23 protein-coding genes are annotated in these 23,761 nt (G+C 60.6%); 9 read left to right on the top strand and 14 right to left on the bottom strand.

Features of this window, described 5'->3' with window-relative positions; genetic code table 11:
- Window positions 1-99: 99 nt before the first annotated feature.
- The 4 genes from rsgA to NL64_RS14350 all read left to right on the top strand — a co-directional run bounded on the left by rsgA (window position 100) and on the right by NL64_RS14350 (window position 3,203).
- Complete coding sequence (gene rsgA, locus NL64_RS14365) at window positions 100-1,131, top strand: small ribosomal subunit biogenesis GTPase RsgA (protein ID WP_034148735.1); 1,032 nt, start codon at window positions 100-102, stop codon at window positions 1,129-1,131.
- Between the two features lie 211 nt (window positions 1,132-1,342).
- Window positions 1,343-1,750, top strand: coding sequence for a TIR domain-containing protein (locus tag NL64_RS14360; RefSeq protein WP_034148734.1), 408 nt, complete (start codon window positions 1,343-1,345; stop codon window positions 1,748-1,750).
- A gap of 2 nt (window positions 1,751-1,752) precedes the next feature.
- Window positions 1,753-2,712, top strand: coding sequence for a caspase family protein (locus NL64_RS14355; protein WP_034148733.1), 960 nt, complete (start codon window positions 1,753-1,755; stop codon window positions 2,710-2,712).
- Window positions 2,712-3,203 carry a toll/interleukin-1 receptor domain-containing protein gene (locus NL64_RS14350; RefSeq protein WP_034148732.1) on the top strand — a complete coding sequence of 164 codons (492 nt, stop codon included), beginning with the start codon at window positions 2,712-2,714 and terminating at the stop codon, window positions 3,201-3,203. Before NL64_RS14355 ends, NL64_RS14350 begins: the two co-directional genes overlap by 1 nt.
- Here NL64_RS14350 and NL64_RS14345 read toward each other — a convergent pair.
- The 3 genes from NL64_RS14345 to motA form a co-directional block, all read right to left on the bottom strand.
- Window positions 3,187-3,444 (bottom strand): hypothetical protein, encoded by a 258-nt coding sequence (locus NL64_RS14345; RefSeq protein ID WP_034148731.1) that lies wholly within the window; start codon window positions 3,442-3,444, stop codon window positions 3,187-3,189. The two genes, NL64_RS14350 and NL64_RS14345, sit on opposite strands and share 17 nt — an antisense overlap.
- Before the next feature lie 119 nt (window positions 3,445-3,563).
- Window positions 3,564-4,592 carry a flagellar motor protein MotB gene (gene motB, locus NL64_RS14340; protein WP_034148730.1) on the bottom strand — a complete coding sequence of 343 codons (1,029 nt, stop codon included), beginning with the start codon at window positions 4,590-4,592 and terminating at the stop codon, window positions 3,564-3,566.
- A gap of 3 nt (window positions 4,593-4,595) precedes the next feature.
- Window positions 4,596-5,447: a flagellar motor stator protein MotA gene (gene motA / locus NL64_RS14335; protein ID WP_034148729.1), complete on the bottom strand. Its 852-nt coding sequence runs from the start codon at window positions 5,445-5,447 to the stop codon at window positions 4,596-4,598.
- A 166-nt stretch (window positions 5,448-5,613) separates the two neighbouring features.
- Between motA and NL64_RS14330 the strand changes: the two genes are divergently transcribed.
- The 3 genes from NL64_RS14330 to asd are packed head-to-tail and all read left to right on the top strand — an operon-like array spanning window position 5,614 to window position 8,889.
- The gene (locus NL64_RS14330) at window positions 5,614-7,152 is read left to right on the top strand and encodes an HDOD domain-containing protein (protein WP_034148728.1); all 1,539 of its coding nucleotides are present in this window, start codon (window positions 5,614-5,616) and stop codon (window positions 7,150-7,152) included.
- Between the two features lie 42 nt (window positions 7,153-7,194).
- Window positions 7,195-8,010 carry a rhodanese-like domain-containing protein gene (locus NL64_RS14325; protein WP_034148727.1) on the top strand — a complete coding sequence of 272 codons (816 nt, stop codon included), beginning with the start codon at window positions 7,195-7,197 and terminating at the stop codon, window positions 8,008-8,010.
- An 18-nt stretch (window positions 8,011-8,028) separates the two neighbouring features.
- The gene (gene asd / locus NL64_RS14320; RefSeq protein ID WP_034148726.1) at window positions 8,029-8,889 is read left to right on the top strand and encodes an archaetidylserine decarboxylase; all 861 of its coding nucleotides are present in this window, start codon (window positions 8,029-8,031) and stop codon (window positions 8,887-8,889) included.
- A 111-nt stretch (window positions 8,890-9,000) separates the two neighbouring features.
- Here asd and serB read toward each other — a convergent pair whose 3' ends face one another.
- Complete coding sequence (gene serB / locus NL64_RS14315; RefSeq protein ID WP_034148725.1) at window positions 9,001-10,215, bottom strand: phosphoserine phosphatase SerB; 1,215 nt, start codon at window positions 10,213-10,215, stop codon at window positions 9,001-9,003.
- Window positions 10,216-10,349: 134 nt separating this feature from the next.
- Between serB and NL64_RS14310 the strand changes: the two genes are divergently transcribed.
- Window positions 10,350-11,867 carry an AhpA/YtjB family protein gene (locus NL64_RS14310; protein ID WP_034148724.1) on the top strand — a complete coding sequence of 506 codons (1,518 nt, stop codon included), beginning with the start codon at window positions 10,350-10,352 and terminating at the stop codon, window positions 11,865-11,867.
- 244 nt (window positions 11,868-12,111) lie between these two features.
- On the opposite strand, the gene NL64_RS14305 is transcribed toward NL64_RS14310, so the two are convergent.
- The 9 genes from NL64_RS14305 to NL64_RS14265 form a co-directional block, all read right to left on the bottom strand.
- Window positions 12,112-12,825: a PqiC family protein gene (locus NL64_RS14305; protein ID WP_034148723.1), complete on the bottom strand. Its 714-nt coding sequence runs from the start codon at window positions 12,823-12,825 to the stop codon at window positions 12,112-12,114.
- Window positions 12,826-13,001: 176 nt separating this feature from the next.
- On the bottom strand, window positions 13,002-15,269 hold the full coding sequence (parC, locus tag NL64_RS14300; protein WP_034148722.1) for a DNA topoisomerase IV subunit A: 2,268 nt from the start codon (window positions 15,267-15,269) through the stop codon (window positions 13,002-13,004).
- 7 nt (window positions 15,270-15,276) lie between these two features.
- Window positions 15,277-15,801 carry a retropepsin-like aspartic protease family protein gene (locus NL64_RS14295; protein WP_034148721.1) on the bottom strand — a complete coding sequence of 175 codons (525 nt, stop codon included), beginning with the start codon at window positions 15,799-15,801 and terminating at the stop codon, window positions 15,277-15,279.
- A complete protein-coding gene (locus tag NL64_RS14290) occupies window positions 15,798-16,787 on the bottom strand; it encodes an esterase-like activity of phytase family protein (protein WP_034148720.1) in 990 nt (329 codons plus the stop codon). The genes NL64_RS14295 and NL64_RS14290 overlap by 4 nt, the downstream gene beginning before the upstream one ends.
- Entirely contained in the window at window positions 16,787-18,691 is a 1,905-nt protein-coding gene (gene parE / locus NL64_RS14285; protein ID WP_034148719.1) for a DNA topoisomerase IV subunit B, read from the bottom strand. Before parE ends, NL64_RS14290 begins: the two co-directional genes overlap by 1 nt.
- Window positions 18,692-18,732: 41 nt before the next feature.
- On the bottom strand, window positions 18,733-19,341 hold the full coding sequence (locus NL64_RS14280; RefSeq protein ID WP_034148718.1) for a YqiA/YcfP family alpha/beta fold hydrolase: 609 nt from the start codon (window positions 19,339-19,341) through the stop codon (window positions 18,733-18,735).
- Window positions 19,342-19,536: 195 nt separating this feature from the next.
- The gene (cpdA, locus tag NL64_RS14275) at window positions 19,537-20,352 is read right to left on the bottom strand and encodes a 3',5'-cyclic-AMP phosphodiesterase (RefSeq protein ID WP_034148717.1); all 816 of its coding nucleotides are present in this window, start codon (window positions 20,350-20,352) and stop codon (window positions 19,537-19,539) included.
- A gap of 103 nt (window positions 20,353-20,455) precedes the next feature.
- Window positions 20,456-20,908, bottom strand: coding sequence for a DUF1249 domain-containing protein (locus NL64_RS14270; RefSeq protein WP_034148716.1), 453 nt, complete (start codon window positions 20,906-20,908; stop codon window positions 20,456-20,458).
- Window positions 20,899-21,516 carry an NUDIX domain-containing protein gene (locus NL64_RS14265; RefSeq protein ID WP_034148715.1) on the bottom strand — a complete coding sequence of 206 codons (618 nt, stop codon included), beginning with the start codon at window positions 21,514-21,516 and terminating at the stop codon, window positions 20,899-20,901. The genes NL64_RS14270 and NL64_RS14265 overlap by 10 nt, the downstream gene beginning before the upstream one ends.
- A gap of 206 nt (window positions 21,517-21,722) precedes the next feature.
- Here NL64_RS14265 and NL64_RS14260 point away from each other — a divergent pair, with 206 nt between their 5' ends.
- Window positions 21,723-22,469 carry an RsiV family protein gene (locus NL64_RS14260; protein WP_034148714.1) on the top strand — a complete coding sequence of 249 codons (747 nt, stop codon included), beginning with the start codon at window positions 21,723-21,725 and terminating at the stop codon, window positions 22,467-22,469.
- On the opposite strand, the gene cytX is transcribed toward NL64_RS14260, so the two are convergent.
- Entirely contained in the window at window positions 22,438-23,730 is a 1,293-nt protein-coding gene (cytX, locus tag NL64_RS14255) for a putative hydroxymethylpyrimidine transporter CytX (protein WP_034148713.1), read from the bottom strand. The genes NL64_RS14260 and cytX overlap by 32 nt on opposite strands.
- Window positions 23,731-23,761: the final 31 nt, after the last annotated feature.

The raw sequence follows: 23,761 nt of genomic DNA, 5'->3' as shown, positions 1-23,761 counted from the left end.
TCCCAGGTAATGCTGCGCAGTTTAGCCTAGGCCGGTGGCCGGGCGTGCTAAACTCGCGGCCGTTTTACCTAATCGCTGCATTCTTGATACGGAACACCCATGGCCAAACGCCAACTCAATCGTCGTCAAAACTGGCGCATCGAAAAGATTCAGGGCGAACGCGCTGCCCGCGCCGCCAAACGCGAGTCCTCGGCTGTCGAGGCACTTGAGGGCGGCGACCTGGGCCCGGAACAGACGGGCCTGGTGATCGCGCACTTCGGTGTGCAGGTCGAAGTCGAGGCCCGCGACGGCGCATTGGCCGGCCAGGTGTTCCGTTGTCACCTGCGCGCCAACCTGCCGGCGCTGGTGACCGGCGACCAGGTTGTCTGGCGTGCCGGCAACCAGGGCATCGGCGTGATCGTGGCGCAACTGCCGCGCAACACCGAACTCTGCCGTCCAGACAGCCGTGGCCAGCTAAAGCCGGTGGCGGCCAACGTCGACATGATCGTGATCGTCTTCGCCCCGCTGCCCGAGCCTCACGCCAACCTGATCGACCGCTACCTGGTAGCCGCCGAACACGCCGGCATCAAGCCGCTGCTGTTGCTGAACAAATTCGACCTGATCGACGAAAACAACGCACCCGCGCTGAATGCCTTGCTCGCGGTTTACCGCACGCTGGGCTATCCGGTACTGGAAGTGTCGGCCCATCACGGCAACGGCATGGAACAGTTGCAGAAGCAATTGGACGGGCGCATCAGCGTGTTCGTCGGCCAGTCCGGCGTCGGCAAGTCGTCGCTGGTCAACAGCCTGCTACCGGAAGTCGAAACCCGCGTCGGCCCGTTGTCCGAGCTGTCCGGCCAGGGCACTCACACCACCACCACCGCGCGACTGTTCCACTTCCCCGGCGGCGGCGAGCTGATCGACTCCCCGGGTATCCGCGAATTCGGCCTGGGCCATGTCAGCCGTGCCGACGTCGAGGCCGGGTTCATCGAGTTCAACGACCTGCTCGGCACCTGCCGCTTCCGCGACTGCAAGCATGACCGCGAACCCGGTTGCGCCCTGCTCAAGGCCCTCGAAGATGGCCGCGTTCAGCAACAGCGCATGAACAGCTACCGCTCGATCATCGCCAGCCTGCCAGAAAACGGCTATTAAACAGACGTGCCGACCGCCCCGCTGCAACGGGGCGGCCGGGCGTCTGTTTCGTCTTACAAAAATCCCGCCGCTTTAAACGTCAGACGTCTGCGTAGGACGTTTGCCCGAACATTTGCAGGGCATTTCTGATTCGCCGCGCAAGCCTTGTTAGCGCTCGCCAATTGCATACATTCGAGCCCTCTTCGCGTTCAAGCGACATCGAGGGACACCCATGCAAACCTATCATCTGTTCATCAGCCATTCGTGGAACTACTCCGACGCCCACGACAAACTGGTGAAACTGCTCACCGCGCATCCGACCTTCACCTTCAAGAATTTCTCGGTGCCACCGCATAACCCAATTGTCGGCGCGCAAACCGACAAACAACTCATCGAAGCCATCGAAAACAAGATCCGCCCCTGCTCTGCCGTACTGATCATGGCCGGGATGTATTCGACCTACAGCAAGTGGATCAACAAGGAAATCGAGATCGCCAAGCGCATGGGCAAGGTGATCATCGCGATCAAACCGTTCGGCGCCGAGCGCATTTCCACGGTGGTGCGTGATGCGGCACATGCCGAATGTGCGTGGAACACCAACAGCATCGTCAGCAGTATTCGTCAGCACACGGCGGTGTAACCATGCGCAAGGGACTGTTTATCGGCATCAATAACTACGCCCATATTTCCCAGCTAAGTGGCTGCAACAATGACGCCATGGCCATGGCCTCGGTGCTCAAGACTGACGCCAACGGCGATCCGAACTTCAAGAACATCGTGCTGACCTCCGCCGAGGATTACCTGAGCCGGGAAAAACTCGAAGACCAGATCCGCGAGCTGTTTTCCGGGGACTGCAATGTGGCGCTGCTGTACTTCGCCGGTCACGGCAGCTTCGACACCGACACCGACGAAGGCATGTTGATCCCGCAGGACTACAAGAGCGCCAAGGACGGGATTCGCCTCAGCGACATCCTCAACTGGGCGAGCAAAGCCACGAAGATCAAAAACAAAGTGATCATTCTCGATTGCTGCCAGGGCGGATCAGCGGGGGAAATACGCGCATTGCGCAGCGAAAGCAGCGTGATTGGCGAGGGCATGACCATTCTCACGGCGTGCAAAAAACAAGAGCCGGCAATGGAAGGCGCCGGGCACGGCGTCTTCACAGGTTTGCTGCTTCAGGCGCTGCACGGCGGTGCCGCGAACATCCTCGGCAAAATCACCCCGGGCAGCCTCTATTCATTTGTCGACAACGCCCTCGACGCCTGGGAACAGCGGCCAGTGTTCAAGACCAACGTTTCGCAGTTCATTTCCTTGCGCGAAGTCTCGCCACTGATCCCCAAGGAAATCCTGCGCAAACTGCCTGACTGGTTCGCCGAAGCGGAATCGGTGTACCCCCTCGCCCCCAGCTTTGAGCCCACCGAGCCTGAATTCAATCCAGAGCACGGCGAAGTCTTCGCCCAACTACAAAAGTGCAACCGCCACAGCCTGATCGAGCCGGTGGATGCCGAGCACATGTATTACGCCGCCATTCATTCCACCGGATGCCGCCTCACCGCCCTCGGCGCCTATTACCGTGAACTCGCGATCAAGGGACATTTCTGATGCCAGTGTTTATCAGCTACCGCCACATGGATCGCGCCCATGCGATCAACATCAACACGCGCCTGATGCAGGCGAACATCAAGACCTACCTCGACGTGCTGGACCCAGAATCCCAGACCACCGATGACATCACAGGCGTCATCACCCGCAACATCACCGAGTGCACGCACCTTCTGGCGGTAGTTTCGGAAAAGACCGCATCGTCCTGGTGGGTGCCGTTTGAAATCGGCGAAGCGACGATCAGCAATCGACGCATCTGCTCGTTCAAGACCGGTCCGACAGAGCTGCCGCTGTTCCTGGACAAATGGCCGAAGCTCACCAGCGACAAGGACATCGAGTTCTTCATTGATGCTTATCGCAACGAGGTGACGCTCAAGCGTTCAATCGCGCTGGAATCGGTGACCGGAAGCGAATCCGCGCGCACGTTCAACAAGACCAATGCTGATCGATTCCACAGTGACTTGAAGTCCAGGATCAATCGTGGTTTCTGAGGTCAATGCGCATCGATTTATTCCGGTCACGCCGATGGTCCGCGTAATCGTTCATCGCCAGCAAGCCGGCTCCTACTGGACTTCGAGAACGGGGCTTTTTCTTTGGGGAAAAGGACTTCACTGCCCCCCGGAAAAATGCAAACAACGCAAAACTTGTAGGAGCCGGCTTGCTGGCGATGGTCTCAAGTACGCCGAGTGGGTCCAGACAGCCCGCGTCATCGTTAACGACGATCGCCAGCAAGCCGGCTCCTACAGGAGGGGAAACGCGGTACTCCTGTAGGAGCTGCCGAAGGCTGCGATCTTTTGATCTTGATGCACCACAACAAAAAGCCGACATCTCTGTCGGCTTTTTGTTGTCGATCACTGCTTCGGTGGTTCACCCGGTTTCGGCGCCGGATCATCGAACAGGTTCAGACGCTCACGAAGTTCATGTGCCGGCAACGGTTCCTTGTCCGCCGGCAACGCATTCGGATCAGCTGGCGTCGCTGATTCAGTTGCCGGAGCAGCCGAACCTTGCGGCGCATCAGGTGCCGGTTCCGCCCCCTGCGAACCTTCGATAGCACGCTGGGCTTTCTTGGTCAGCACGATGATGTCGATACGACGGTTCACCGGATTGAACGGATGTTCGCGGTCGAACAGCGCCGACGAGGCGTAACCCACCACACGCGCCACTTGCTGGTCCGGATAGCTGCCCGCCACCAGCGCACGGCGAGCGGCGTTGGCACGGTTGGCCGAGAGTTCCCAGTTACCGAAATCGCCGGTGCCGATGTACGGCTTGGCATCGGTGTGGCCGCTGATGCTGATCTTGTTCGGCACCGCTTTGATCGTGTCGGCCATGGCCAACAGGATGTCTTCGAAGTACGGCTTCAGACGCGCCGAGCCCGAGTCAAACATCGGCCGGTTTTCCGCGTCCACGATCTGGATGCGCAAGCCGTCCGGCGTGATCTCGAACAGGATCTGGTCTTTGAATTTCTGTAGCTGCGGATTTTCTTCGACCTTGTTCTGCAATTCTTGCAGCAACAGTTCGAGGCGCTCCTTCTCGACCATCTCGGCCATGCCTTCGACCTGTTCGGCGTCGACGGTCACCTTGTCCGGCTGCGGCTGGGATTTCACCTCGGGGTTGAGGGTGTTTTCCGGCGCCAGGGTCGGTGTGCCGCCCAAGTCAATAATGTACGGCGTGCCGCTTTCGGAGAAGCCGATCGGGTCCTTGAAGTAACCGGCGATGGCGATCTTCTGTTCCGGCGTGGCCGTGGACAACAGCCACAACACCAGGAAGAACGCCATCATCGCCGTGGCGAAGTCGGCGAAGGCGATTTTCCAGGCGCCCCCGTGATGCCCGCCGGCGATGCGCTTGACGCGCTTGATGATTATCGGCTGGTTATTTTCCATTTCTTAGCGACCACGAACCGCTTGTTCCAGCTCGGCGAAGCTTGGACGGTGCGCCGGGTACAGAACCTTGCGCCCGAACTCCACGGCCAGCGACGGCGGCATGCCGGAAGCCGAAGCCACCAGCGAGGCCTTGATGGCTTCGTAAACGTTCAGCTCTTCCTTGGCATCGTGGGCCAGGGAATGAGCCAGCGGGCCGAAGAAGCCGTAGGCGGCGAGAATACCGAAGAAGGTACCCACCAGTGCCGCACCGACGTGCAGGCCGATGGACTTCTGGTCGCCCTCACCCAGGGACGCCATGGTCACCACGATACCCAGTACTGCAGCGACGATACCGAAACCGGGCATGGCGTCGGCGATGCCGTTCACCGCGTGGGAGGGGTGCTCCAGGTCTTCCTTGAGGCTGTACAGTTCCATGTCGAACAGGCCTTCCAGCTCATGGGGAGCCATGTTGCCGGAGGACATGATGCGCAGGTAATCGCAGATGAACGCGGTCATGCGCTCGTCCTTGAGGACTGCCGGGTACTTGGCGAAGATCGGGCTCGCGGCGGCGTCTTCGATGTCACCTTCGATGGCCATCATGCCTTCGCGGCGGCTCTTGTTGAGGATCTCGTAGATCAGGCCCAGCACTTCAAGGTAGAAGCCGTGGTTGAAACGCGAACCGAACATGCTCAAAGACTTCTTGAGCACGTGCATCGTCATGTAGCCGGGGTTGGCCTGCAGGAATGCACCGAGGGCCGCACCACCGATAATCATGACCTCGAAGGGTTGAATCAGGGCGGCAATTTTGCCGTGGGAGAGCACGTATCCGCCGAGCACGCTCGCGAATACGACGATGATGCCGATTATTTTAGCCATAGGTAGGAGAGCACTTACTGAGTCGGGTTCAAGGTCATATTCGGAAGTTAAAAAATCTCTTCTTCTACTTATCGGCAAAACTGCGCCAGACTATAGCCAGTTCAGGCGAAAAGCCAATTTGACCCGCTCCGGGCACCGTTAACGCTGACGATGATCGCCTCCAGACATGCCTAACGAAACGAACGTTCCGACGCTAAAACCGACCACTCTCGAAGGCTGGGTCAAGCTTCTCGATGGCGTGCGCCTGCCGGTTCCGCAACACAGCCATGACCGCGTCAGCCGGGCGATCCGCAACAGTCGCAGCTCGCTGCGCGACATCGCCGAATTGATGCAGGACAGTCCGGCCCTGGCCTTGAGCGTGATCCGCGAAGCCAACCGGCACACCCATGGCAACATGACCGAGCCGGCGGAGAACCTTGAAGTCGCGATCAATCGTCTCGGTTTGAAGCGCACCGAAGAACTGCTTGAGCGGTTGCCCGCGCTACCGCAGGCCGAGATTCCGAAAGCCCTGCGCCAACTGCAAATGATCAGCCAGCACGCCACGCAACAGGCCAACGGTTTTTTTGCCAGCCGCCTGGCGCGCCTGTGGCAGGACATCCACTGGGGCAGCCTGCTGTTTCTGTCGCCGCTGTGGCCATTGGCGTTGACTCATCCGCAATTGCTCGAAGAGTGGGAGTTGCGGGTCATCTATAAAGGTGAGTCGGCGCGAAAAGTCGAAAAACAGCTGTTTGGCGTGCCCCTGCTGAAAATCGGCCTGGCCCTGGTAGACATCTGGCGCCTGCCCATTTGGGTCCAGCAAGGCTATCGACTGCTGCTGACCGAACAACGGGAACTGGTGAAAGTCCTGCGCATCGCCCGCGACAGCGAGCACCCGTTGCGTCAGCAAAACCGCCTTGACGACGATCCGAACCTGCGCCGCTGGCTCAATCAACCGGCCAACACCGTGTTGCTGGCCAACGGTCTGGCGTTGTCGGCGCAACAGGCCTGGGACAGTCCGCACAGCGAGCGCTGGCAATACCTGACCAGCCTTTACCTGCAAATGCCGATGGATGAGTTGCAGCAACAGTTGCACCAACAGGCGGCGAACAGCGCACGGCATCACGCCATGCCTGACCTTTGGCACCCCGCCGAAGCGCTGATCTGGCCGTGGGGCATGAACCGCGTTCACGCCGGGTTGCTTGCGGCGCCAGCGCCTACCGCTGAAGACTTGGCGAAGTGGCGCAAGCAATGCGCTGAATTGCTGGTCGAGCCGAGTCGATTCACCAATGCCATGCACCTGACCACGTCCGCCCGTGACGCACTGGTCGCGTGTGGCATGCGCCGAGTGATGATTTTGATGGCCGATCGCACACACGCCAATCTGCGAGTACATCAGACCGCTGGATTACCGAAAGAAGTGGCCGGGCTTAATTTCGCGGTCAGCCAAGGCAACGTGCTGCAACGCCTGCTCGCGCAACAGGCTCAGGTACGCCTGACGCCGGCGAACAACGCGCAATTTTCTGCCCTGCTACCCAACAACCTGCGTGCGCAATTCAGCGGTGAACATCTGCTGCTACGCTCGCTGGTCAACAATGGCCGGGTGATCATGATTGTGGTCGCGGATCAGGGCGGCGGGCCGTTTTCGGAAATCACCGTGCAAGCCTTCGGCAAAACCGCGCAGTGCATCGAAAAAGCGCTGCACAGCTTTAGTGAACGCGGCAAATGAGCCTGCGTTACAATCCTCCCTTTTGTGCCCTGGAGACCTCACATGTCTGACTTCTCTGGCTTGCCGCTGGTAATCGAACCGAGCGACTTGCTCCCTCGCCTCGACGCCCGCGAACTGATCCTGGTGGACCTGACCAGCAGCGCCCGCTACACCGAAGGGCATATCCCCGGCGCACGTTTTGTCGATCCGAAACGCACGCAACTCGGTCAGCCGCCGGCGCCAGGCCTGATGCCATCGCAAGCGGCACTCGAAGCGCTGTTCGGTGAGCTGGGACACAACCCCGACGCGGTCTACGTCGTGTATGACGACGAAGGTGGCGGCTGGGCCGGGCGCTTTATCTGGCTGCTGGATGTCATTGGCCACAGCAAATACCACTATGTCGACGGCGGCCTGAAATCCTGGCTGGCGGAAGGCTTTCCGATGTCGATCCAGGTCCCGCCAGCGGTCGGCGGTCCGGTCAGCCTGACCCTCCACGACGAACCGACTGCCACCCGTGAGTACCTGCAAAGCCGTCTCGGCGCCGCCGACCTGGCGATCTGGGACGCACGCGGGCCGCTGGAATACTCGGGCGAGAAAGTGCTGGCCGCCAAGGGCGGGCACATTCCCGGCGCAGTCAATTTCGAATGGACCGCGGGCATGGATCAGGCGCGCAACCTGCGCATCCGCAGCGACATGCCGCAGATCCTCGAACAACTCGGCATCACGCCTGACAAAGAAATCATTACCCACTGCCAGACCCATCATCGGTCGGGCTTCACTTATCTGGTGGCCAAGTCCCTCGGTTATCCGCGGGTCAAAGGCTACGCCGGTTCCTGGGGCGAATGGGGCAATCACCCTGACACGCCTGTCGAGCTTTAAGGTTTTTAAGGACACCCAATGAAAGAGCGTTTGTTTATCCTCAGCCAGTACCTGCTGCCCCACCACTTGCTCTCGCGACTGGCCGGCTGCATCGCCGAATGCCGCGTGCGCTGGTTCAAGAATGCGTTCACCGCGTGGTTCGCCAAGCGTTATCAAGTGGACATGTCCCAGGCACTGGTTGAAGACCTGACCGCCTATGAGCATTTCAATGCATTCTTCACCCGTGCTTTGAAAGACGGCGCGCGCCCACTGGACGAAACACCGGGCGCGATCCTCAGCCCGGCGGATGGTGCGGTTAGCCAACTCGGCCCGATCGAACACGGTCGCGTGTTCCAGGCCAAGGGCCACAGTTTCAGCGTGCTGGAACTACTGGGGGGCGACGCGGCAAATGCTGCACCTTTCATGGGCGGTGATTTTGCGACTATTTACCTGTCGCCGAAGGACTACCACCGCGTGCACATGCCACTGGCCGGGACCCTGCGCGAGATGGTCTACATTCCCGGCCGGATTTTCTCGGTCAACCAGACCACTGCTGAAAACGTCCCGGAACTGTTCGCCCGCAACGAGCGTGTGGCGTGCATTTTCGACACCGAGCGCGGGCCGATGGCCGTGGTGCTGGTGGGCGCAATGATCGTGGCGTCGATTGAAACCGTTTGGGCCGGCCTGGTCACGCCGCCGAAACGCGAACTGAAAACCTTCCGCTACGACGAAGCCGCCCGTGCGCCGATCCACCTGGAAAAGGGTGCGGAACTGGGTCGCTTCAAACTGGGTTCGACCGCTGTCGTGCTGTTCGGGCCGGATCAAGTGCAGTGGGCTGAAGAACTGGCGGCGGGTTCGCCGGTGCAGATGGGTCAGGGTATGGGCCTGCCAAAAGCATAACCCGTGTGCTGGAACGCGGTGCGCCTGGCTCACCGCGTTCGCAAACCTGTAGGAACCGGCTTGCTGGCGATGGCGTCATCAAGAACCCCATCGCCAGCAAGCTCCTACTATTTACAACTGTCCGTCGCGATCGCGAAAGCCCAGCAAATACAGCACGCCATCCAGCCCAAGGGTGGAAATCGCCTGTTTCGCCGACTGTTTCACCAGCGGTTTGGCACGGAACGCCACGCCCAACCCGGCGATCGCCAGCATCGGCAAATCGTTGGCTCCGTCACCGACCGCAATGGTCTGCTCCAGACGCAACCCTTCCTTGTGCGCCAATTCCTTCAGCAAATCAGCCTTGCGCTGCGCATCGACAATCGGCTCGATCGCCACGCCGGTGACCTTACCGTCGACCACTTCCAGTTCGTTGGCAAACACGTAGTCGATACCCAACTTGGCCTGCAATTGCTTGGCGAAGTAGGTAAAGCCACCCGACAGAATCGCAGTCTTGTAACCCAGACGCTTGAGTTCGGCGAACAGGGTTTCGGCACCCTCGGTCAGACGCAAGGACGCGCCAATCGAGTCGAGCACGCCAACATCCAGACCTTTGAGCAAGGCCAGGCGCTCTTTGAAACTGGCGCGGAAGTCCAGTTCGCCAGCCATCGCCCGCTCGGTGATTTCCGAGACTTTGTCGCCTACACCGGCAGCCTTGGCCAACTCGTCGATGACTTCGGCTTCAATCAGGGTCGAGTCCATGTCGAACACCGCCAAACGACGATTACGACGGAACAGCGAATCTTCCTGGAAGGCGATGTCGACGTTCAGTTCCTGGGCCACGCTGAGGAATTCGGCCCGCAGCGCCTGCGGATCGGCCGCTTCGCCACGCACGGAGAATTCGATGCAACCCTTGCCCTTGTCGGCCGGAGTGTCGAGCGGCATGCGCCCGGACAATCGATCGATGTGATCGATGTTCAGGCCATATTTGGCGGTAATCGAACTCACGGCCTGCAATTGCCCGGCGGTCACTTTGCGGGTCAGCAACGTCACGATGTGGCGTTTTTTGCCCTGGTTACCGACCCACTGCTGGTAATCCTCTTCGGATACCGGCGTGAAACGTACTTGTTGATCGAGCTCGTAACCCTTGAACAGGATGTCCTTGAGCACCGACTTGCCTTGCTCGGTGTCGGGAATTTCAACCAGGATGCCGAACGACAAGGTGTCGTGGATCACCGCCTGACCGATGTCGAGAATGTTCACACCACCCTGGGCCAGAACGCCGGTAATGGCCGCAGTCAGACCCGGACGGTCGACTCCCGTGATGTTTATCAGGACGATTTCGCGCAAGGCGCACCCCCGCAGGTGGAAAAAAACCGCATTCTACCCACTTTCAGTGACCATCGGGCACCGTGAGCGCTTTGACGGCCTAGGGCCTGTCGCTATACTGCGCGTCAACTTCACGGACAAAGAGCCGAGCTCAAGTGAACCGGCCCACGCCAGTAAAAACCGATAACTTCTTCCTGCTGATCTTCCGGGCACTGCGTCACCGCCGTGTTCCGATTGCATTACGCATCGCCAGCCATAACGTGATCCTGGTCGCTCTGGCCCTGGTCATCTACGCCTGCGTGATGGGTTTGCAGTTCAAGCAGGCCATGCACGAGCAGGCGGATGCGCTGGGCGAAAGCCTGACCACGCAGACGGCCACCTCGGCCACCGAGCTGTTGGTGTCCAACGACATCCTCAGCCTCAACGTGCTGCTCAATAACCTGACCAAGAACAAGCTGGTGGCTCACGCCGCCATCTATAGCGTGGATAATCGCATCCTCGCTGAAGCCGGTCAGCGTCCCAAGCACGGTCTGTTGGGCGAAGCCGAAGGCATGTACCAGAGCAAGATCACGTTCCAGGACGTGACTGCCGGGCAGCTGCGCATCAGCCTGGACATGGATCAGTTCCAGCAACCGATGACCATCAGCCTGCAAAGCATGGGCATCCTGAGCGCGATTCTGCTGGCCTTGTCCCTGGCCTTGAGCTTGCGCCTGGGCCGGCACATCTCCACGCCGCTGCTGCAATTGCGCGTGTGGCTGCGCAATATCGACGAATACACCCCGGCCACCGAGCGTCAGGACGAGATCGGTGACCTGGCGCGTCAGCTGCACGCCAATTTCGCACCGGAGCCAGCGCCCGTACCGGAACCGGAACCGGAATTCGAGGATACCGAAGACGACGAAACCGAACCGGGCTTCGAAGTACGCAACCTGCGCGATCCGAGTTTCGACGAAAGCCGTCCAGTGGCCGCGATGAAAGCGGCGCCCCGACGCGTTGTCAGCACCGTCGAAGACGATGACGACGACGCCTTCGCCGACTTGCTCGATGACCCGGTAGAAAGCGCACCGAAGCCAGCCGTTAAACCGGTAGCCTCGAACGTGCCGCAGCACAGCGCCGTACTGGCCGTGCAACTGGGTTCTCAGGAGCAACTGCGTCGTCTGCCACGCACACGCCTGGAAGAACTGCTCAAACGCTACCGCGATTGTCTCGACCAGGCCGCTTCGCTCTATGAGAGCGAAATGCACACCCTGAACGATGGCAGCACGCTGATGCTGTTCCACACCGAAGACAGCGGCGACGACTACCTGACCAATGCCATTTGCTGCGGCGAGTTGCTGCGCGCGCTGGGTCATCAATTGCAGATCGAAGTCGCCGACAGCGGCATCACCCTACAATTGCAGCTGGGCCTGACCCTGGGCGACGAGTTGTTCGGCCTGAGCCAGATCGACCTGCTGCTGACCGATGCCGCTCAGGACGCCCTGGCCTTGTCGCAACACAGCCGCAACCTGCTGCTGGTGGAGCGCAAGATCAGCGACGACGCACTGATCCGCCAACGCGCGCGGATCCGCCCGATCGCCAGCCCTGAAGGCGCTTGCTGTGTGGAGCGGCTGATGGAGCCTTATCCGTCGATGCTGGAACGGCAGTTGGCGCGGATGCACGAACGCCGGGCGTAAAGACCCGTTATGAAAAAGCCCGCAGACGAGTGATCGTCTGCGGGCTTTTTGTTGCCTGTCCTGGCGCTATCGCCGGCAAGCCAGCTCCCACAGTGATTGATGTCGCACACAAAATCAGCGCTCAACAGATAACCTGTGGGAGCTGGCTTGCCAGCGATGAGGCCATCAGCCGCACGGAAGCCTCCAACCGCCAGAAACAACAAGGCCCGCATCTACGCGGGCCTTGTTTTGAATCCTTCCAGGCTTAGAAGCGAAACACTTCCATATCCGTCCGGATCGGTGCAGCCATCGGGATCTTCGGCTGTTTTTCCTGTTCCGCCGCAGGTGCCACAGGCTTGGCCGCCGCTTTTTTAGGCGCTTCGGCAATCGGCGGCTGGTTAGCCAATGGCTTGAGCGCGACCGACAGCTGTTCGGCGAGTTTCTGCAACAACACACCTTGAGCCTGAACCTGAGCCGCCGTACCGCCAGCGTGCTGTTCCTGCAAATGGATGATGCGGTTATCACGCACCTGACCGCGACGGTCGATCAGACGCCATTGCGCATCGAGGATCGCCGGTTGCGACTCACCCGAGTCCAGACGCGTGATGGTCAGCAGAACCTGAACATCCGGCGTGAAGCCTACCGTTGCGGGCGCGAGCACCACACGCTGGCTGTCCAGATGACCAGCCACCTGACGCAGCAACAGTTGATCGATGTCGGAAGACAAACTGCCAGCCCAACGACCGTCGGTCGAGGCTTGCAAGCTGCCATCCGGTTGACGCTGCAACAGGGTTTCGCGTTGCAGGTAGTCGGCAACGACTACCGGGCCCAGCAATACCGCCATGCCCGCACTTTGCGCAGGCGCAACCGGACTTCCGCTGTCCAGTTGATACAGCGACACCGGCTGGTGAACGCTGCAACCCGCCAGGCCTAAAACGCCAGCGAGCATCAAAATAAAAGGAAGGCGCAGAGCAGTCATCGTCCCATCCAGGTGGCCGCCACAAGGCTGACCACAGTGAAAATACTCAATAAATATGAAGAACGCTCGGCCACGCCGGCGCTTGAAAGGCCATATCATCCGTGAATATGCGTTCCGACTCCAGCGCCAATGCGTCGATCTACGCGTTAAATCGTAGATCGAGGCCTCTAGGACGCTTAATTGAGGTTTTCGACGAGCAGCGCATCTACCCTCTGGAAGCCGCGTGGCAGTTTGTTACCACGACGGCCACGTTCACCTTTGTAGTGTTCGAGGTCGTCCGCTTTCAGTGACAAGGTACGTTTTCCGGCCTGTAGCACCAATGTAGCGCCATCCGGCACAACGGCGATGTCCGTAACATACTCTTCGCGACTGGCCACACGCTCACCAGGAATCCCGATGATCTTGTTGCCTTTGCCCTTACCTAATTGTGGCAGATCGCTGATCTTGAAGATCAGCAGGCGACCTTCGGTGGTCACCGACGCCAGCCAGTTATGTTCACGATCGGCCACCGGACGCGGCAGGATCACCTTGGCGTTGTTTGGCAGGCTCAACAGCGCCTTGCCCGCCTTGTTCTTGGCCTGCAGGTCTTCACCCTTGACCACGAAACCGTAACCGGCGTCCGACGCGATGACGTACAGCGCATCGTCTTCCGGCATCAGCACGCATTCGAAGCTTGCGCCTGGCGGCGGCGTCAGACGACCGGTCAGCGGTTCGCCCTGGCCACGGGCCGATGGCAACGTGTGCGCGGCCACCGAATAGCTGCGACCGGTAGAATCGATAAACACCGCAAACTGGTTGGAACGCCCCGGCGCCAAGGCCTTGAAACCGTCCCCGGCCTTGTAGGAAAGCCCGGTGGCGTCGATGTCGTGGCCCTTGGCGGAGCGCACCCAGCCCTTTTCCGACAGCACGACGGTGACTTTCTCGTTCGGCAGCAGATCGTGCTCGGTCAGCGCCTTGGCTTCAGCGCGCTCGACGATTGGCGAGCGACGGTCGTCGCCATAGGTCTCGGCGTCCTTGATCAGCTCGGTACGGACCAGTTTTTTCAGTTTGGCTTCGCTGCCCAGCAGGGCTTGCAGCTTGGCTTGCTCCTTGAGCAGTTCGTCCTGCTCGGAGCGCAGCTTCATTTCTTCCAGTCGCGCCAATTGACGCAAACGGGTGTCGAGAATGTAGTCGGCCTGGATTTCGCTCAGGGCGAAACGCTCGATCAGCGCGGCTTTCGGATGTTCCTCGGTGCGGATGATGTGAATCACTTCATCCAGGTTGAGGTAGGCGATCAACAAACCGTCCAACAGGTGCAGGCGACGCTCGACCTTATCGAGGCGGAATTGCAGGCGACGACGCACGGTCTGCACCCGGAATTCCAGCCACTCGACCAGCAAGGCCCGCAGGTTTTTCAGCTGCGGCTTGCCGTCCAGGCCGATGATGTTGATGTTGACCCGATAGCTCGATTCCAGCTCGGTGCTGGCGAACAGGTGCTGCATCAATGCATCGTGGTCGAAGTTTTTGCGAGCGCCCGGAATGATCACGATCCGGCACGGGTTCTCGTGGTCGGATTCGTCGCGCAGGTCCGCGATTTGTGGGGCTTTCGACGGTTTGGCCTGCATCATCGCGGCGATCTGTTCCAGCACCTTGGCGCCGGAAACCTGATGCGGCAGCGCGGTGACGATGATGTCGCCGTCTTCGATGTGGTACACGGCGCGCATCCGCACCGAGCCCTTGCCGGTTTCGTAGATTTTCAGCAGGTCGGCGCGCGGCGTGATGATTTCCGCTTCGGTCGGGTAATCCGGACCCTGGATGTGTTCGCAGAGCTGTTCGACCGTGGCTTTGGGCTCGTCGAGCAAACGCACGCACGCCGTCGCGACTTCGCGCAGGTTGTGCGGCGGCACATCGGTGGCCATGCCCACGGCGATGCCGGTGGTGCCGTTGAGCAGGATGTTCGGCAAACGTGCCGGCAACACCAGCGGCTCGTCGAGTGTGCCGTCGAAGTTCGGCCCCCAGTCCGCCGTGCCCTGGCCCAATTCGCTGAGCAGCACTTCGGAGTAACGCGAAAGCCGCGCTTCGGTGTAACGCATGGCGGCGAAGGATTTGGGATCGTCCGGCGCACCCCAGTTGCCCTGGCCGTCCACCAGCGTGTAGCGGTAGCTGAACGGCTGGGCCATGAGGACCATGGCTTCGTAGCAGGCCGAATCGCCGTGGGGGTGGAATTTACCGAGCACGTCACCGACGGTACGCGCCGATTTCTTGTGCTTGGAATCGGCGTCCAGCCCCAACTCGCTCATGGCATAGATGATGCGCCGCTGTACCGGCTTCAGGCCGTCGCCGATATGCGGCAAGGCACGGTCCATGATCACGTACATGGAATAGTTGAGGTAGGCATTTTCGGTGAAGTCAGCCAGCGATCGGCGTTCTACGCCATCTAAGCTGTCTGCAAGGATGTCGCTCATGCGGGCCTCATCGGTTCGTTGTCTGGCGCAGCAGCATGGTGCCACCGCGCTGGGTAAATTCAAGTTTGTTCAGTGCGCTCATGCCGAGCAGCACTTGCTTGCCATCCAGGCCTGGCACGACGATGGCGCGCACATCGCGCAGCACAATATCGCCCAGTTGCAGCCGATCGACGCGGGTTCGATAACCCTCGGTACGACCGTTGGCGGTGCTCAGGGTTACCCCGAAGCCTTGTTCCAGTTTCAGCCGTTCGGCCATTTGCGCCGGGATCGCCACATCGGTCGCCCCGGTATCGAGCATGAAATCCACCGGCTGACCGTTGATATGGCCGCTGGCGACGAAATGCCCCTGGTCGTTGCTGACCAGTTTCACTTCGATAAAACCTTCGCCCTGCTCCGAGCTGACGACCACGTTGGGATTTTGCTGACGCTCTTCCCACTGACCAAAAAACCGTGTCGCCAGAAACAGCGCGGCGCACCACGCCAGCACCATCATTACCCGGCCAGCGCGTTTGCCCGGTGTTTGCTGACTCATGGCCTGGCGCTCCAGCCACCGTCAGGCGCGGCAAAGCGCCAGACAATCGGCCGTTTCTCGCCGTCGGCGCGAGCACCGTCGTTGTTGTCGATACCGATCCATGCGCCCTCGGTGTCCACCACCAGCGCTTCCGCCAGACCATAGGGTTGTGGATAGCGCCGATTTTCCTGCAAAGCCTCATCGGCAAACGACCAGCAGCGCTCGACCTTGGCCGACACCGCGTCGCGGCGGCAAATCTCGAACGCGTTGCGCTCAAGGGTAAACAACTTGCCGTTGAACAATGACAGATCGGCAAAGTCCCGGGAAACCGCTTTGGCCTTGGGAAATTGCGGTGGCTGCATTTCCACGCCAGCCTCGCTCAGCAGTACGCAACCACCATCGCAGTCCCAGACGGTTTGCTGGCGCTTGATGGAGATCAGGCCACGGCGCTCGCGCTCGGCGGCCAGCCACAATTGGTCGCCCGCCGGGTTGATCGCCAGCCCTTCGAACAGCGCGTTGAAGTGCAACAACATGCCGCTGGCCCGCGCTTCGCGGACCATGAGCGGTGAAATCTTCAGCCAGGTGGCCGGCCCCGTTAGCGGAATTTGCAGCACGGCGGCATGGGATTCACTGACCACGTAGCGATTACCAGCGCTGTCGCAGGTGATGCCTTCGAAATCCAGGTCACCACCACGCACAAACGCCGCCAGCCAGGCCCGCGAACGCAATCCCCAGGGCAAGCCACTGGCGGGTACCGGAGGTGCGCCGATGCCCACGGCTTCGGCGCGCCAGACGTTGCCCCCGGTATCGAGACGGTAGATCTGATCGTCGTCGCGGTCGGACACTGTCCACAGTTCCTTGCCGCACTGGGCCAGCCCCGACAGATTGCCGCCGCGCATGCCGTCGACGGCATGCTCGGACAATAGACGCAACTGCGGCGTCGGCTCGGCAGACACCGTCATCGAGGTCAGCAGCAACGCACACGCCAGGGCAAAGCCCAGACGCATCAGCCCAGCACCTCCGCCAGGTTGCCCTTGGACTCCAGCCAGGTCTTGCGGTCGCCCGCGCGTTTTTTCGCCAGCAGCATGTCCATGATTTCCGAGGTCGCCTCGAAATCATCCAGGGTCAATTGCACCAGACGCCGGGTGTTTGGGTCCATGGTGGTTTCGCGCAGTTGAGGCGGGTTCATTTCACCCAGACCTTTAAATCGGGTGACCTGCGGCTTGCCGCGTTTCTTCTCGGCCACCAGGCGATCGAGAATGCCGTCGCGTTCGGCTTCGTCCAGGGCGTAGTAAATCTCTTTACCCAGGTCGATGCGGTACAGCGGCGGCATGGCGACGTAGACGTGACCGGCATCGACCAGCGCGCGGAAGTGCTGGACGAACAAGGCGCAGAGCAAGGTTGCGATGTGCAGACCGTCGGAGTCGGCGTCGGCGAGGATGCAGATTTTGCCGTAGCGCAGCTGGGTCAAGTCTGCCGCGCCCGGATCGACACCGATGGCCACGGCAATGTTGTGCACTTCCTGGCTGGCCAGCACTTCGCTGCCATCGACTTCCCAAGTGTTGAGGATCTTGCCGCGCAACGGCAGGATCGCCTGGAATTCCTTGTCCCGCGCCTGCTTGGCCGAACCACCGGCGGAGTCACCTTCCACCAGGAACAGCTCGGAGCGCATCGGGTCCTGCCCGGCGCAGTCAGCCAGTTTGCCCGGCAGAGCCGGCCCTTGGGTGATGCGTTTGCGCTCGACTTTCTTGCTGGCCTTGAGGCGACGGCCGGCGTTGTTGATCGCCAGTTCCGCCAACAGCAAGCCGGTTTCCGGGTGAGCGTTGAGCCACAGGCTGAACGCATCCTTGACCACGCCGGAAACGAACGCCGCCGCTTCGCGAGACGACAGACGCTCCTTGGTCTGACCGGAGAATTGCGGCTCCTGCATTTTCATCGACAGCACGAAGGCGATGCGTTCCCAGACGTCTTCCGGCGCCAGCTTCACGCCGCGCGGCAACAGGCTGCGGAATTCGCAGAACTCGCGCATCGCATCGAGCAGGCCTTGGCGCAGACCGTTGACGTGGGTGCCGCCCTGGGCTGTCGGGATCAGGTTGACGTAGCTTTCCTGCACCGCGTCGCCACCTTCCGGCAACCACAGCAGCGCCCAGTCCACGGCTTCCTTGTTACCGGCCAGGCTGCCGCAGAACGGCTCGTCCGGCAGACGCTCGAATTCGCTGACCGCGTCGACCAGATAGGAACGCAGGCCGTCTTCGTAATGCCATTCGACTTTCTCGCCGGTGGCCTTGTCTTCAAAACTGACCAGCAGCCCCGGGCACAGGACGGCCTTGGCCTTGAGCACGTGCTTGAGGCGGCTGATGGAGAATTTTGGTGAGTCGAAGTACTTCGGGTCCGGGGCAAAGAACACGCTGGTCCCGGTGTTGCGCTTGCCCACAGTACCGACGATTTCCAGCTCGGTTTTCTTGTAACCGTCGGCAAAGGTCATCTGGTATTCGTTGCCGTCACGCTTCACGCGCACCCGGACTTCGGTCGACAAGGCGTTGACCACTGAAATACCCACCCCGTGCAGACCGCCGGAGAACTGGTAGTTCTTGTTGGAAAACTTGCCGCCCGCGTGGAGCTTGGTGAGGATCAGCTCGACGCCCGACACGCCTTCTTCCGGGTGAATGTCCACCGGCATGCCACGGCCGTCATCGCTGACTTCCAGCGAATGGTCGGCGTGCAGGATGACCTGCACCGATTTGGCGTGCCCGGCCAAGGCTTCGTCGACGCTGTTGTCGATGACTTCCTGGGCGAGGTGGTTCGGCCGACTGGTGTCGGTGTACATGCCGGGGCGTTTGCGCACCGGGTCGAGGCCCGAGAGGACTTCGATGGCGTCGGCGTTATAAGAGCTAGCGCTGGGAGTGGCCATGGGGTCTCGTCGTCAGTGTGTCAGTGATAAGGGGCGAGATATCACAGGGCAGTGAAATCAATCGCCTGATACAAATCGGCGCCAATGCCGGCAAAACTCAGCATGGCGGGAAGCTGTGTGGCAAACCCCTGGAAACTATGGTCGCCGCCGGCCTGGATCCGCAAGGCACAGGCCCGGTAATACTGTTGGGCGAGGCGATAATCCAGCGTTTCGTCACCGGTCTGCAACCACACCTGATAGCGCTGCGGGTCCTGCGGTGCCGGCACTTCCAGTTCGGCCAGGGCCGTCACATGGTCGTGGGTCAGCTCCCAGGCCTCATCGGTATACAGGTTTTTCTGTGTCCCCAGAAACCCGTCGAACATCCGGTGCGGGCTGACAGCAGGGTTGATCAACAGGGCCTTCAGGCCATGGCGTTCGGCCAAGTGAGTCGCATAGTAGCCGCCGAGTGAGCTGCCGACCAGCAGTGGCCGCCCGAGCGCTTCAATCGCCTGCTCCAGCTGACCGATGGCTTCGCGGGGATGGTGATGCAGGGCCGGCACCCGCAGTTGATCGCTCAAACCCAGGCGCTCCATCACTGCGCTCAACTGCGTGGCCTTCTTTGACGCAGGCGCACTGTTGAAACCATGGATATAAAGGATCGAGCCGGACATTTGAACTCCCTGTGCGTCGGGTAAAGAGGCGGAGTTTACAGGGAATCGGGGATAGATATAGAAATCGGCGGCGTCTGTGCGGACGCCATCGCGAGCAGGCTCGCTCTCACATTGATTCTGCGTTGACCACTAATCCCTGTGGGAGTGAGCCTGCTCGCGATGGCCGCGCCCCGATATATGGAAATGACCAATATGTCAGTAGCCGTTTGAGCCGTAATCGACCTGGAAGTCGAAGCCAGTCACGCGCTCCACGCCCGTTTCCAGCCGTCCATCCGGCAACAACCGCAACCAGCGATACCCTGGTGCCTGCTCCCCGACCTTGAAATCTTCGCTGCCCGGCTCGAACTGAATGCAGGTCGACGGCGAGGCGATCAGACGCACGCCGTTACGCATTTGATCGATTTCCTGATGCACGTGCCCCCACAGCACTGCACGCGCCTGCGGAAAACGATCGAGCACTTCAAAAAAGGCTTCTGGATTGCGCAAGCCTATCGGCTCCATCCATTCGCAACCGATCGACACCGGATGATGATGGAAACACACCAGATGATGGCGCTCGGGCGCTTCGCTCAGCGCCTGGGCCAGCAACTGCAACTGTTCATCCTGCAGAAACCCTGGCACCGAGCCCGGCACGGCGGAATCCAGCAGCGTGACCCGCCAGTTACCGATATCCACCACCGGTTCCAGCAAAGCACTTTGCACCGCGGCCTCGGCCATGATCCGCGGCTCGTCGTGATTGCCGGGAATCCAGCGCGCCGGCGCATCGAGTTGCCCGGTCTGCTCTCGAAACTGCTGGTAGGACTCCAGCGTGCCGTCCTGGGATATATCGCCGGTGGCCAGGATCAGGTCGATCTGCGGCTGCTGCGCGCGCACCAGTTCGATGACTTTTTGCAGACTGTCGCGAGTATTCATGCCCAGCAGCGTACCGTCCGCCTCGGCGAACAGATGGCTGTCGGAAATTTGCACCAGCAACGCCGGATCGGCGGTGGTCAGGGTGGATACGCTCGGCAAGGTGGTCTCCCAGGGCGTGATCGCGGGATTGGATAATGGCGCAATTATGCTGGGGGATGATCGAAAATGGGAATCCGTGAACCTGACGCAGTTCACAACAACGTTAACGGACCACTTCGTACTCGTGCCCCAACGCCAGGCAATGGCTCAACCATTCGCCCAGGAACATGTTCAGTTGGGCCTTTTCGTCGGGTTGGTGCATCGAGGCGTTCGGATAAGGATAGATGCCACGAAAGCGTCGCGCATGTTCGGCGCTGACCACTTCGGCCATGCAGGCGTCGTGATACACCTGCACTTCCAGTTGCGGCACCGGCAGCCACGGCAAGCTGTGTTCCTGGCGCACTTGCAGGGTCGTGGTGTACGGACAGACCTGCAGCACTTCCAGCGCCAGCACGCCGAGCATCTGCTCGCCATGGGTCACGGCGATGCGCCGCGCGGCGGGCTCGCTGCGCATGTCCGGCAGCAGTCGCATCAGGCGCGCATAGTTCGCCTCACACGAGGCTTGCAGCCCCACGAGGTCAACCCGATAGCGATCGCGCAGCTTGTTTACGACCATAACCCCCTCACTTCAACGCGGTTCAGTGCCAGCCATTGCAAGGCAATGATGCTGGCCGCGTTGGCAATACGACCGTCGCGCACGGCTTGCAGGGCATCTTCGAAAGCCCACACCGTTACGCGGATATCTTCTGCTTCTTCCTCCAGCCCATGCAGGCCGCCGACCCCGGTTGTCTCGCAACGCCCCAGGTACAAATGCACGAATTCATTGCTGCCGCCCGGCGATGGAAAATATTTGGTCATCGGCCACAGCGCCCCGAATACAAGCCCAGCTTCCTCCTGCCCTTCGCGGTGAGCAACTTCTTCCGGCACTTCATCCTTGTCGATCAGACCAGCGACCAGTTCGACCAGCCACGGATTGTCGGTCTTGCCCATGGCGCCGACCCGGAATTGCTCGATCAGCACCACTTCGTCACGCTGCGGATCGTAAGGCAGTACGCAAACCGCGTCGTGGCGCACGAATACTTCACGATTGATCTCGCGACTCATGCCGCCGGCGAACAATTCGTGGCGCAAGTGCACGCGATCAAGCTTGTAGAAGCCCTCGTAGCACTTTTCGCGCCGAACGATATCAACGGCGGTCGGAATGGCGTTGGCAAAATCAGTCATGACAATCCTCGTAACGACAACGAGGCTCCAGCCTCGACTTCGCGCCATCCTAACGCGCCCGTGACGTTTGATGCAGCCCCTTTCCCGTCAGCGGGATAGACGGTGAGGGAGAAACCCACTCTAATTAGCTTAGTGGCGAACTGACTGCTCCGTTGACAGTCGAAGCGGGTAACTTTTCGCCTTTCCCTGTTTTATGAAGGACAACCATGTCGCTTTTTAAAATCGCCTCCGTGGCCGCCATCGCCCTGACCCTGGGCGCTTGCCAGAGCCTGTTCCAGCCCAACTATCGGGCGCCGCTGGAAACCACCCGCGACGCCACTGAACAGCTCAAGCCAGGCTGCACGGACCAGGACTGTCCGCTGGTGAACATCGACACCCTGCACTTCCCCGCCGAACCTGCACTGGACGGCATCATCGAAAAACGCTTGCTGCAAATGACCCGCACCTCGCCCGACGCCCCGGTGGCGCCGACGCTGGCAGCTTATCGCGAACAGTTTTTGCGCACCGCCGGCCCGCGCAACAGCATTTACTTGCAGGCCAAGGTACGTGAGCAGCATGACGGCTTGGTGATCATCGAGTTGTCCAGCTACCTGGACACCGGCGGTGCCCATGGCACGCCGGGTCGGGGTTTCATCAACTATTCGCGTCAGCAGCAGAAAGTGCTGACGCTCTCGGACATGCTGGTGCCCGGCCAGGAAGAGGCGTTCTGGAAAGCGGCGCAGGTGGCGCACAACAGCTGGCTGATCAGCACCAAGCTCGATCAGGAACCGGAGTTCGTGAAGAGCTGGCCGTTCCAGAAAACCCAGAACGTGGCGCTGACCTATGGCGGGGTGATCCTCAAGTACGAAACCAGCAGCATCGCGCCGTACGCGCTGGGCCATGTCGAACTGAAGATCCCCTACCCTCGCCTGAACGGCATCATCAAGCCCGAGCTGTTTCCCGGCCGTAACTGAAGGCCCGGCCCAGCACGAGCTGAAGCAGCCCTGCCAGGATCAGCGCCGGCAGGGTTGCACCAACGTCCGGATACAGATTGGCCAGCAAATGATAGGTGCTGACACCGCCCAACCAGGCGAGCAGCGCCGGCCAGCGCAATGCGGCTGACGCCACCTGGCCACTGCGTTTGCGCAGGATGAAGTGATCCACCAGCACCACGCCGAACAACGGCGCAAACACCGAGCCGATCAACAGCAGGAAGTTCTGGTACTGAGCCAATGGCGCCAGCAAGGCGATAAGGGTACAGACCACACCGATGGCCAACGCCAGGTGTTCGACTTTCAGGCGCAACAGAATCCCGCTCGACACCGCCGCCGAGTGAATATCGGCAAAGGCGTTTTCCGATTCATCCAGCAGAATCAGCAGCAGCGGAATCCCCAGGCCGGCACCGGCCAGCGCCAACAGCAAGGCATTGACTTCACCGCTCGGCGCGAACGCCAGGGTGTAGGCCACGCCCAGGCTCATCAGCCAGAAGTTACCGATAAAGAAACCGATCGCGGTGCCACCGAAGACATTCTTCGCCCGCTTGCCGAAACGCGAGTAGTCGGCAATCAGCGGCAGCCACGACAACGGCATGGCGATGGCAATGTCGAAACCCACCGCGAACGGCATCGAGCCATCGCCGGCCTGGGCCCACAACGCGGCCAGATCAGCCTTGGCGAACAGGTTCCAGGTCAGCCAGATGCACGCGGCCAGCAGCAGCCAGATGCCCCACTTGCGCAGGATCTGCCGTACGAAGGTCAACGGACCGCTGACAGCCAGCAAGGTTGCCAATGCACCGAAGAACAGCGTCCACAGCATAGGACTCGACAGCAGGCTGCCTTCGCTGAAGGCCTTCGCGCCCAACAGGCTGGCGGCATCGCGCATGACGATGATTTCGAACGAACCCCAACCGATCAGTTGCACCAGGTTCAGCACCGCCGGCAGGCTCGCGCCACGTTTGCCGAGGCTGAGCTTGAGTGCTGCCATGGACGACAGGCCGGTGTCGCTGCCGATCACGCCGACGGCGGCCAGCAGCAGAACGCCGACCAGCGTGCCTAGAAAAATCGCCAGCAACGAGCCGGAAAGCCCCAAACCTGGCGCCAACAGTGCGCCGGTCTGCAGCACCATCAGGCCAATGCCGAGGGAGAACCACAGGGAAAACAGATCACGGCCGCCGAAGACACGTTTGTCGGTCGGCACCGCGATATCAGGTGAGTAAGTGCTGGGTTGAATGCTCAAGGGCGTTATCTCAGAGGGACATTTGTTGTTG

Origin of the sequence: Pseudomonas fluorescens, from assembly GCF_000802965.1 — a bacterium.
Taxonomy (GTDB): Bacteria; Pseudomonadota; Gammaproteobacteria; order Pseudomonadales; family Pseudomonadaceae; genus Aquipseudomonas; species Aquipseudomonas fluorescens_A.
The sequence above is the reverse complement of the archived record's forward strand: the minus strand, read 5'-3'. Positions and strand labels throughout refer to the sequence as shown.